Annotated in this window: 2 protein-coding genes; one reads left to right on the forward strand and one right to left on the reverse strand. The window is 68.1% G+C overall.

The window, feature by feature from the left end; all coding sequences use genetic code 11:
* Positions 1-37 precede the first annotated feature (37 nt).
* On the reverse strand, positions 38-808 hold the full coding sequence (locus GAS53_RS38470; RefSeq protein ID WP_151482415.1) for a FadR/GntR family transcriptional regulator: 771 nt from the start codon (positions 806-808) through the stop codon (positions 38-40).
* A gap of 145 nt (positions 809-953) precedes the next feature.
* Between GAS53_RS38470 and GAS53_RS38475 the strand changes: the two genes are divergently transcribed.
* Positions 954-2,219, forward strand: coding sequence for an ABC transporter substrate-binding protein (locus GAS53_RS38475; protein WP_151482416.1), 1,266 nt, complete (start codon positions 954-956; stop codon positions 2,217-2,219).
* Positions 2,220-2,313 lie beyond the last annotated feature (94 nt).

Consider the following 2,313-nt stretch of genomic DNA (forward strand, 5'->3'; position numbering starts at 1 on the left):
GGCGCCGCCCGCAACGCGGCGCCGCCGGTGGCGCCCGCTAACGGTCCAGCCGCACCGGGTCGCCTGGTGCGCTGCGGCGGACGAGCCAGGCTTCGGTGATGTGGGTGAACATCGCCTCGGCCGCACCGCTCGGGTCGTGGGCGGCGATGTGCTCGTACACGCGGCGATGGCCGCGATTGGACGCGACGCACATGGCGCGCTCGGGCCGGCCCATGTACCGCGCGGTATTGACGACCTGGCTCTCCAGTGCGCGTACCACCCCACGGGCGATGCGGTTTCCCGACGCCTGCATGATGACGTCGTGGAAGGCGCGGTCGTTCTCCGCGTACGTGACGTAGTCGTCCACGAGTTCGTCCATCCGGTCCACCAGTGTGCGCAGCCGATCAACGACGTCCTGAGTGGCCAGCCGGGCGGCGACGTGCGCCATGTCGGACTCCAACAGCCGCCGTGTGACCACGAGGTCGTCGAGGAGCTGCAGACTCTCGTCCTGGTCGATGCTCGCCGCCAGGACGTGCTCGTCGAGCATGTTCCACTTCGCCGGGGCGGTCACCATGGTGCCGGCACCCTGGCGGACCTGCACCAGTCCCTTCTCCTGCAGGATCTTCACGGCTTCCCGGATGACGGTCCGGCTCACCGCGAAGGCCTCGCAGAGAGCGGGCTCGGGCGGGAGCGGCGTCCCCGGCCGGTGCTCCCCGCGAACGATGCGCCCCACCAACTCGGCTGTGACCGCCTTCGCAAGGTTGGTCGGCCGTCGTGCCCAGGCGGGAGGCGCCGAACTGCTCTCTGCTGCTGGCTGCGTTGCCGTCATGGCTTCCTCCGGTGGTCCCGCGACCACGCGGGCGACTCGAGGCGCCATCATACGCGACAGCCATTGACGTCATACGTCATACGAGTTACGTTTCCGGGTCATCGGCGGGCGGTGGGTCCCCGCAAGGTAACGGAGAGTGACCGGCATGAAGCGGCGAGCACTGTGGGCGGCCGTCCTGGTCGCGGCGATGACGCTGCCCGGCTGCGGCAGCGCGGGATCCGGCTCCTCTTCCGACAACGCGGACGACAAGCTCGTGGTCTGGGACTGGAAGTCCGGCGAGGAGTCGGCCGCCTCCTACATCAAGCAGGCGAAAGCCGACTTCGCCGAGAAGCACCCCGATGTGAAGGTGGAGTTCGTCGCCCAGCCGTTCGACCAGTACTACACGTTGCTGGGCACGGCCATTCAGTCCGGCAAGGGCCCCGACGTCATGCTCTTCAACGGCGGCGGTGAGATACGCGACCGTACGGACGCTCTCCTGCCCCTGGACGACTATGTGGCCAAGGACAGGAAGCGGCTGGCGGGTTGGGACGCCTTCACCGCGCAGGGCAAGGTCTATGCCGCGCCGGTGACGTTGCAGGGGCATCCGATCTACTACAACAAGGCGCTCTACAAGGACGCCGGTCTCGACCCCGAACGCCCGGCGACGACGTGGCCGGAGTTCCTGGACGACTGCAAGGCCATCGCCGAGAAGACCAAGGCCAGTTGTCTCTCCCTCGGAAACAAGGAGGGCATCGGTATCCAGTTCTTCCTCTCGGGACTGGGGTCGGGCGTCCTCACACCGCAGGAGTACGACGACTGGATTGCCGGGAAGCGGGACTGGAACTCTCCCCGTGTGCGGCAGATCTTCGAGCTCTGGAAGGAGACCGAGGACGCCGGCCTGAACAACGACGGCGCCAACTCGACCGCGCTGTTCAACGACGCCTTCGCCCGCTTCCAGTCCGGCAAGGCAGCCCACATCGTCGGGCTGATGTCGGACGTGGGCCACTGGAAGGACTTCAGCGAGTTCCTGGACCCGGACGACATCGGCGTGATGCAGGCCCCGCTCGTCAACTCCGGAGCCCGCCCCGGCCTTCCGTACGACGGCGGTATCGGCTACGGGGTCGCCGAGTGGACGAAGAAGCCGAAACTGGCCGCAGACCTGGTGCGCTCCTTGACGTCGAAGGACGCTCTCAAGGCGTTCTACGCCGACGCCGGCGCGGTCGCGTCCGACAGCACCCTCGACGTGTCGGGCGGCGGCCAAGCCCTCGCCACGATCGTGTCGGAGATCGAAACCGGCAAGCCCGCACTGCACGTCGCACTGTCCTCGAAGACGCTGGATCTGATGGGGAGGCTGTCCCAGCAGATCCTGAGCGGATCGACCAGCGTCGACGACGCCCTGCAGAAGCTGGCCGACTCCGACCAGAAGGGCTGAACCCGTGCCGCTCCGGGGTGCGCCCCCGTCGGTCCGCCCGGCTGATGCCGGGCGGACCGACGAGACGAAGGCCGGGCAGCGCACGCGCCGTACG

The sequence above is a fragment of the Streptomyces albicerus genome, from assembly GCF_008905045.1.
GTDB classification, from domain to species: domain Bacteria; phylum Actinomycetota; class Actinomycetes; order Streptomycetales; family Streptomycetaceae; genus Streptomyces; species Streptomyces albicerus.

Excerpts from the sequence above, each read along its gene's own strand:
- GAS53_RS38470 (WP_151482415.1), bottom strand. The coding sequence starts at position 808 with ATGACGGCAACGCAGCCAGCAGCAGAGAGCAGTTCGGCGCCTCCCGCC.
- GAS53_RS38475 (WP_151482416.1), top strand. The coding sequence starts at position 954 with ATGAAGCGGCGAGCACTGTGGGCGGCCGTCCTGGTCGCGGCGATGACG.